Here is a 7,064-nt window from a genome sequence, read left to right on the forward strand (position 1 = left end):
CGCGGCCGACGGGCGCGCCTCGCCGTCAAACGGCCGCATCGACCGGGCTGGTGCCCCGGCCCCGGGGCGCTGGTGCTCGCCGACTTTCAAAGACCGACCGAAACCCGCCCGAAAGCCTTGCGGCCGTTGACGCCGCGTATATCGCCCAGCTCGCCGCCTACGCCGCCGTGCTCGGCCGCGCGCTGCCGGGGCAGGCCATCGCCGCCCGGCTCGTCTATACCGCCGGCCCGGTGGTGATCGACGTGCCCCAGTCGATGCTGGATGCGGCGCTCTCCCGCCTCTTGAGCCTCACCTCGGCGTGACGTGCCTTGACGGGAAGGGGAGCGCCTCCCTACGTTCGGCATCAACATCGGGTATTTCGCCCCTTCGCCGCCTACGAGGTATGCCATGGCCGTGGAAAAGGTTTCCGATCAGAGCTTCGACGAGGACGTGCTGAAGTCGTCCGCGCCGGTAATCGTGGACTTCTGGGCGGAGTGGTGCGGCCCCTGCCGCATGGTGGCCCCGATCCTGGACGAGGTGTCCGGCGAGATGGGCGAGAAGGTCCGCATCGTGAAGCTGAACGTGGACGAGAATCCCAACACCGCGTCCAAGTACGGCATCATGTCGATCCCGACTTTGCTGCTGTTCAAGGACGGCAAGATCGCCTCCCGCCAGGTGGGCGCCGCCCCCAAGGCGAAGCTGGTGCAGTGGATCAACGCCGCCATCTGAACCGTTCGGCCGGCGTCCAGCGCCGGCCGAACGGCGGGTGATGATGGTCCGTTCTCGGGGCGCCCGGCCTTTTGCCGCGGCGCCCTGTTGTCGTGGAAATCAGCCCCCGCCTGCCGTGCCGTCCCCGGCGCCGTAGTCGACGCCCACCAGATAGAGACCGCAGGCCGGCGCCATGGGTCCGCAGCGCCGGCGGTCGGCGGCCTTCAGCGCCGCCTCCAGATCGTCCGGGCGCCACACCCCCTCCCCCACGCGCACCAGCGAGCCCACCATGGAGCGCACTTGGTGGTGCAGGAACGAGCGCGCCGAGGTGGTGACGCGGATCTCGTCGCCGGTCCGAATCACGTTCAGCTGGTCGAGCGTCTTCACCGGCGAGGCGGCCTGGCACTCGGCGGCGCGGAAGGTGGAGAAATCGTGCTTTCCGAGCAGCCGCTGCGCCGCCTCGTGCATGCGCGCCGCATCGAGCCGCTTCGGCACCCGCCAGGCGCGGTCGCGGTCGAGCGCGAGGTCGGGGCGCCGGTTCACCAGCCGGTAGAGATAGTGCCGCTTCACCGCCGAGAAGCGGGCGTCGAAATCGCCCGCCACCTTCTCGGCCGCCAGCACCGCCACCGGATGGGGGCGAAGCTGCGCGGTCATGGCGTCGCGCACCTGGTCGGGCCGCCAGTCCCGCGACAGGTCCACATGCGCCACCTGCCCGGTGGCGTGGACGCCGGCATCGGTGCGCCCGGCGCCGGAGACCGTCACCTCTTCCCCGCAGAAGCGCGCGAACGCCTCCATGAGCACGCCCTGCACGGTCGGCTGGCCGGCCTGCACCTGCCAGCCGCAGAACGGGGTGCCGTCATATTCGATGGTGAGCTTGTAGCGGGGCATGAGCGATGGGACGCGGCGGGCGGCGCCGCGTCAAGCGAGCTGCGTTCCCGGCGGCACCTTGTTGCCGGACAGGAAGGCCGCCGCGCCGGCCGGCTGCTTGCCCGCCTTCTGCACCTCCAGGAGCCGCACCGCGCCATCGCCGCAGGCGACGGTGAGCGCGTCGTCCAGCACCGTTCCCGGTGATCCGGCCCCCTCTGCGAGGGTGGACCGCAGCACCTTCACCCGCGCCTCGTCCGCGCCGAGGGGGAACCAGGCGCCGGGGAAGGGCGAGAGCCCGCGGATGCGGTCGTGCACCTCGCGGGCGGGCCGCGTCCAGTCGATGCGCGTCTCGCTTTTCTCGATCTTGGCGGCATAGGCGACGCCCTCCGCCTTCTGCGGCGTGAAGGCGAGCGCGCCGCGCTCCAGCGCCGCCAGCGCGCGCGCCATGAGGTCGGCGCCCACCAGCATCATGCGGTCGTGCAGCTCGCCCGCGGTCATGTCCGGGCCGATGGGGATGCGCTCCACGAGGCCCACCGGCCCGGTGTCGAGCCCCGCCTCCATGCGCATCACCGCGACGCCGGTCTCCCGGTCCCCCGCCATGACGGCGCGCTGGATCGGCGCCGCGCCGCGCCAGCGCGGCAGCAGCGAGCCGTGCAGGTTCAGGCAGCCCTGTTCGGGCACGTCGAGGATCGCCTGCGGCAGGATCATGCCGTAGGCGACCACCACGGCCACCTCGGGCGCGAGATCGCGGAAGGCGGCCAGTTCCTCCTCGCTCCGCAGGGTGCGCGGCGTGCGCACGGGAATGCCGAAGCCCTCGGCGATGCGATGGACCGGCGAGGGCGTGAGATCGAGCCCGCGCCGGCCGGCGGGCGCCGGCGCGCGGGTATAGACCGCCATCACGTCGTGGCCGCGCGCGACGATCTCGGTGAGGGTGGGCACGGCGAAATCGGGCGTGCCCATGAAGACGATGCGCATCTGTGGTCTCGTCCGGTGCGGCCAGAGGCGGCGGAGAACGGCGCCGGCTCAGCCTTCGGCTTCGCGCTTCGCCTGCTTGGTGAACTTCTTGATGACGCGGTCGCGCTTCAGCTTGGACAGGTGGTCGATGAACAGCACGCCGTTCAGGTGGTCGATCTCGTGCTGGACGCAGGTGGCGAACAGGCCGTCCGCCTCCATCTCGCGCAGCTTGCCTTCGAGGTCCTGGAAGCGGATCGCCACGCGGGCCGGGCGCTCCACCTCCTCGTAATATTCCGGGATCGAAAGGCAGCCCTCGCTGTACACCGAAAGCTCATCCGAAGCGGCGACGATCTCGGGATTGATGAGGGCGATGGGCTTCTTGTCCTCGCCCTCGCGCGCGGTGTCGATGGTGACGATCCGCCGCTCCACGCCCACCTGGATCGCCGCAAGGCCGATGCCGGGCGCGTCGTACATGGTCTCGAACATGTCCTCCACCAGCTTGCGGACCTCGGCGTCGATCTTCTCGACCGGCTTGGAGATGGCGCGCAGCTTGGGCTCGGGAAGGATGAGGATGGGCCGGATGGACATAAGCGGCAGATAAGCGATGACGTGCGGATGGTCAATGTGTTCGCACTTTGTTCACGCCTTGTGATGCAGTAGAAGAAGTCATGTCCGACGTCCTCTTCGTCCTTGCCGGCCGTGCCGTGACCCCCGCCGAGGCCTCGCCGCCGGGGCGGCGGCCGTGGCGGTGCTGCTGCTCGTCCTCCTCGCCGCCATGTGGCGGCAGTCGCGGCGCGCGGGCCGTGGCCCATGCGCAGGACACGGTGCGCGCGCTGGAGCTGGAGCGGCGCCTGCGCGAATTGGCGCGCATCCAGGCGGAGACGGCGGGGCGGGTCCGAGTCCATGGGCGAGACGCTGGCCCACCGCCAGGGGGAGCTCGCCCGCGCCGTGGCGGAGCGGCTCGACGCCACCTCGCACCGGCTCGGCGAGAGCATGTCGTCCTCCGCCCGCGCGACGCATGAGAGCCTCGCCCGGCTGGCCGAGCGCCTCGCGCTGGTGGAGCAGGCGGAAAAGAGCCTCTCCGACCTCTCCTCGCAGGTGCTCTCCCTGCGCCAGACCCTTGCCAACAAGCAGGCGCGCGGCGCCTTCGGCCAGGCGCGCATGGAGGCGATCGTCGCCGACGGCCTGCCCAGGGACAGCTTCGCCTTCCAGCATACCCTCGCCAGCGGGCGGCGGCCGGACTGCGCCGTGTTCCTGCCCGGCGATCCGCGCCCGCTGCTGATCGACGCCAAATTCCCGCTGGAGGGCGTCACCCAGTTCCGCGAGGCGGCGACGGCCGAGCTGCGCAAGGCCGCCGCCCAGCGCCTGCGCGCCGACCTCATGAAGCATGTGAGCGACGTGGCCGAGCGCTACCTCGTGCCGGGAGAGACGCAGGACATCGCGCTCGTCTTCGTGCCCTCCGAATCGGTCTATGGCGAGATCCACGAGCATTTCGACGCCGTGGTGCAGGAGGCGTTCCGTCGCCGGGTGGTGCTGGTCTCGCCCTCGCTGCTGATGCTGGCGGTGCAGATGGTGCAGGCCATCGCCAAGGATGCGCGCATGCGCGAGCAGGCGGACCGCATCCGCGCCGAGGTGGGGGCGCTGGTGGCCGACGTGGCGCGCCTGCGCGAGCGCGTCGGCGACCTCGGCAAGCATTTCGCCTTGGCGGGCGAGGATGTCGCCAAGGTGCTGGTCTCCGCCGACAAGATCGCCCGGCGCGGGACGCGGCTGGAGCAATTGGAGTTCGAGGCGCCCCCTCAGCCGACGCCCATGGCCGTGCCGACGGCGGCGAACGACGAGCGGCCGGCGGCGGAGTGAGGCCGCCGCCTCGGCGGTGCGATGGGGACGAGGCGCGCCCGGGCGGACGCGCTAAAGGGGCACGCCGAAGAAAATCCTCGTCCGCCCCGCCCCAGGCCTGGTGCAGCGCGAGGGCGCTGCGCCAGCGGGCGAGCTCGTCCTCGCTCGCCTGGCGGTGGGTGATGGCGCCGTCCGCCTGTCCGCCCAGCAGATAGGGCCGCGCATTGCGCAGAAACCGGTTCAGCGCCTTGGTGTCATTGGGACGCACCACGCAGCGGGGCGTCTCGTCCACGAGGATGGTGGTCGGCAGCATGGACCCTTCTCCTCCGGCAGCCGGCGCCGCGCGGGACCATCGGCCCCGGCCAGGCGCCCTTCAGAAGCCGTCCTGCTTGCGTCCCCAGGGATGGGCGCCGGGCACGAGGCCGGCCTTGATGCCTGCTTTCTCGATATCGGCGAGGCTCTTGTAGAAGGTCGCCTCGTGCACCAGCGTGCCGGTCTTGGTGGTGATCGCCACGTAGCGCGCCGGCAGGTCGGTCTCGCACAGATAGCCGCCGCCGGGGTCGTCCACGCTGCGCGCATTGCCGTCCCAGTCCACAAAGTATCCGCTCGACATTCGGCGCCTCCCCGCCGGCCGGGCGCCTGCGCCCGCCTCCGCAGCGCACGCAGCAAGGAGCTTGCCAGAAGCGCGGCTGCGGAACGCCCGCCCGCTTGGGCGGACCGGCGCGTCGCGAACGCCACACAGAACCGGGGCGGCGCGTCGAATTCCCAACAGGCGATCAAGGCGCGCCGTCGTCCGACGCGTCCGAGCACAGCGCCGCGAGCGCCTGTTCCACCGCCGCATGGCAGGCCTTGAGGCGGGCATAGTCGGCTGCGGCGACGCTCACCATCGCTTCCGACGCGGCGATCTCGTGCGCCTCCGGACGGCCGGCGAGCGCCGCCTCGAACAAGGCGCGTTCGAGCTGGAAGATGCGCTCGCTGGCGCGCTCGAGATACGGCAGCGGGTTGGTCCGCACGTTCTGCTCGTGCAGCGCATCCAGGCTGAGCAGGGTGCGGAAGCGCCGCGCCTTGCGGCGCGTCTCGGCGCCGAAATCGTGCTCGATCACGCTCATGCCACGGCCCTTTCCATGTCGGCGTCAGTCCAAAGGCGGGCCCATGTCGTCCTTCTTATCGGCCTCTTTCTTCTTGCCCTTCTTGTCGGTCTTCGCGAGCGCATAGGCGCCGGCATTCTTCATGGTCACGGGGGCCTGGCCCTGCACATATTGCGCGATCCAGGCGAGCGTGCGTGCCTGCGCCATGCCGGCGCTGTCCGCGTCGTAGCCCGACGCCCCCTCGGTGGCGAAGCCGTGCCCGGCGCCGGGATAGGTGAAGGCGCTCACGTCCGGCCGCACGAAGCGGAACTGCGTGACCTCCTCCAGCGGGATGCGTTCATCCGCCTCGGCGAAATGCATCAAGGTCGGCACCTTGCACTTGCCGCGCTGGGTGCCGGAGACACCTTCGCCGTAGTAGCCGATGGCGCAGGCGATGCCCTTGACCTCGTTCGCGGAAAGGAAGGCGAGATAGCCGCCGCGGTCATAGCCCACCACCGCCACCTTGCCGGCGTCCTTCACCGCATCCACCGTCGCCTGGACGGCGGACAGCGACCAGGCGGTGTCCGCTTCCGCGGCCAGCGCCGGCGCAACCGCCACATAGCCTTCCGCAGCGAAGCGGTCGGCGATCTTGCGCACGCCGTCGCCGAGGTCCACCGCCTCCGGCAGAATGACAACCGCGCCCTTGGGCGCCTCCGGCGGGTCCGCCCGGTAGGCGGGGAAGGTCTGGGCGTTGCTCGCAGTCAGTTCGATCATGACAGCCCTCATGGGTTGGCGTTCACCCGGCGCCGTCGCGCGCCGCGGCGGTGAACGCCCATCCCATGCATTTCAAAGGCCAGATTCCGAACGCACGGCGCACAATTCGCCGACCGCTTGGGCAATACTTGGACGATTACAGAAGACCCAGTTCCAACTGCACCTCTTCCGACATGCGGGAGCGGTCCCATGGCGGATCGAAAACCAGATTGACCTTCACCTCTTCGACCTCGGGAAGGGTGCGCACGGCCTCCTCCACCCAGGTCAGCATCTGCCCGGCCACGGGACAGCCCGGCGCGGTGAGGGTCATGTCGATCTCCACCGAGGCCGCGCTCAGCCAATCCACGCGGTAGATCAGGCCGAGATCGTAGATGTTCACGGGAATCTCGGGGTCGTGCACCGTGCGGAGCGCCGCGATCACGCGCTCCGTCATGGCTTGCGTCTCGAACCCCACCAGGGCGATGTCGTGTTCCGTCATGCTCTTCCCGCCTTTCCTGGCGCCGCAAGGCGCCTGCGAGGGCCGGCCCATAGGCTCCGGAGCCGCGCGCCGCCCCGTCAGCCCAGGAGCGGCAAGGGCGTGCGATACCTCCGGACTCATGCGGAAACCTTTGCAAGCGCGATGCCATGCGGGTGCGCGACACCGAATGGCGCGGGATCGCGGGCGCTCCGGCGCCTCAGCGCAGCCCCTCGGCCAGTTCCGCCACCACCGGCCAGCCCACCGCGCCCGCGGGATCGAGCACCCGCAGGGCATCGAGCATCGCGGCGGCGGTCTGCGGCTCCTCGCGGCGCAGATGGATGAAGGCGAGCGCCTTGAGCGTATAGAGCGCGAACCGCGCGGCGCCGTCCGCCGCCAGCGGCTCCGGCGTCCAGGGCGCGCCA

10 protein-coding genes and 2 pseudogenes are annotated in these 7,064 nt (G+C 70.7%); 3 read left to right on the top strand and 9 right to left on the bottom strand.

What is annotated here, in order from left to right; all coding sequences use genetic code 11:
* A partial coding sequence (locus tag AC2W7M_RS16445; RefSeq protein ID WP_486133327.1) for a hypothetical protein occupies positions 1 to 302 on the top strand: 302 nt, incomplete at its 5' end.
* Between the two features lie 85 nt (positions 303 to 387).
* The gene (gene trxA, locus AC2W7M_RS16450) at positions 388 to 708 is read left to right on the top strand and encodes a thioredoxin (RefSeq protein ID WP_486133329.1); all 321 of its coding nucleotides are present in this window, start codon (positions 388 to 390) and stop codon (positions 706 to 708) included.
* Between the two features lie 99 nt (positions 709 to 807).
* On the opposite strand, the gene truA is transcribed toward trxA, so the two are convergent.
* From truA to def, 3 genes are read right to left on the bottom strand one after another with little or no spacing between them, the layout of a single operon-like run.
* A complete protein-coding gene (gene truA / locus AC2W7M_RS16455) occupies positions 808 to 1,575 on the bottom strand; it encodes a tRNA pseudouridine(38-40) synthase TruA (RefSeq protein ID WP_486133331.1) in 768 nt (255 codons plus the stop codon).
* 30 nt (positions 1,576 to 1,605) lie between these two features.
* On the bottom strand, positions 1,606 to 2,529 hold the full coding sequence (gene fmt, locus AC2W7M_RS16460) for a methionyl-tRNA formyltransferase (RefSeq protein WP_486133333.1): 924 nt from the start codon (positions 2,527 to 2,529) through the stop codon (positions 1,606 to 1,608).
* A 48-nt stretch (positions 2,530 to 2,577) separates the two neighbouring features.
* Positions 2,578 to 3,096 carry a peptide deformylase gene (gene def, locus AC2W7M_RS16465; protein ID WP_486133335.1) on the bottom strand — a complete coding sequence of 173 codons (519 nt, stop codon included), beginning with the start codon at positions 3,094 to 3,096 and terminating at the stop codon, positions 2,578 to 2,580.
* Positions 3,097 to 3,411: 315 nt separating this feature from the next.
* Here def and AC2W7M_RS16470 point away from each other — a divergent pair, with 315 nt between their 5' ends.
* Entirely contained in the window at positions 3,412 to 4,365 is a 954-nt protein-coding gene (locus AC2W7M_RS16470; protein ID WP_486133337.1) for a DNA recombination protein RmuC, read from the top strand.
* Positions 4,366 to 4,416: 51 nt separating this feature from the next.
* On the opposite strand, the pseudogene AC2W7M_RS16475 reads toward AC2W7M_RS16470, so the two are convergent.
* From AC2W7M_RS16475 to AC2W7M_RS16500, 6 genes and pseudogenes are all read right to left on the bottom strand, one after another.
* Positions 4,417 to 4,657: pseudogene (locus AC2W7M_RS16475) on the bottom strand (hypothetical protein).
* A gap of 60 nt (positions 4,658 to 4,717) precedes the next feature.
* Positions 4,718 to 4,957: a hypothetical protein gene (locus tag AC2W7M_RS16480; protein WP_486133339.1), complete on the bottom strand. Its 240-nt coding sequence runs from the start codon at positions 4,955 to 4,957 to the stop codon at positions 4,718 to 4,720.
* Positions 4,958 to 5,120: 163 nt separating this feature from the next.
* Entirely contained in the window at positions 5,121 to 5,453 is a 333-nt protein-coding gene (locus AC2W7M_RS16485) for a hypothetical protein (protein WP_486133341.1), read from the bottom strand.
* Between the two features lie 24 nt (positions 5,454 to 5,477).
* Positions 5,478 to 6,185, bottom strand: coding sequence for a dienelactone hydrolase family protein (locus AC2W7M_RS16490; RefSeq protein WP_486133342.1), 708 nt, complete (start codon positions 6,183 to 6,185; stop codon positions 5,478 to 5,480).
* A 136-nt stretch (positions 6,186 to 6,321) separates the two neighbouring features.
* Positions 6,322 to 6,663: a DUF59 domain-containing protein gene (locus tag AC2W7M_RS16495; protein ID WP_486133344.1), complete on the bottom strand. Its 342-nt coding sequence runs from the start codon at positions 6,661 to 6,663 to the stop codon at positions 6,322 to 6,324.
* A gap of 196 nt (positions 6,664 to 6,859) precedes the next feature.
* A pseudogene (locus AC2W7M_RS16500) lies at positions 6,860 to 7,064 on the bottom strand (hypothetical protein); the annotation flags it as partial.

This window comes from Xanthobacter sp. BG11Y11_SDJG, assembly GCF_057364445.1.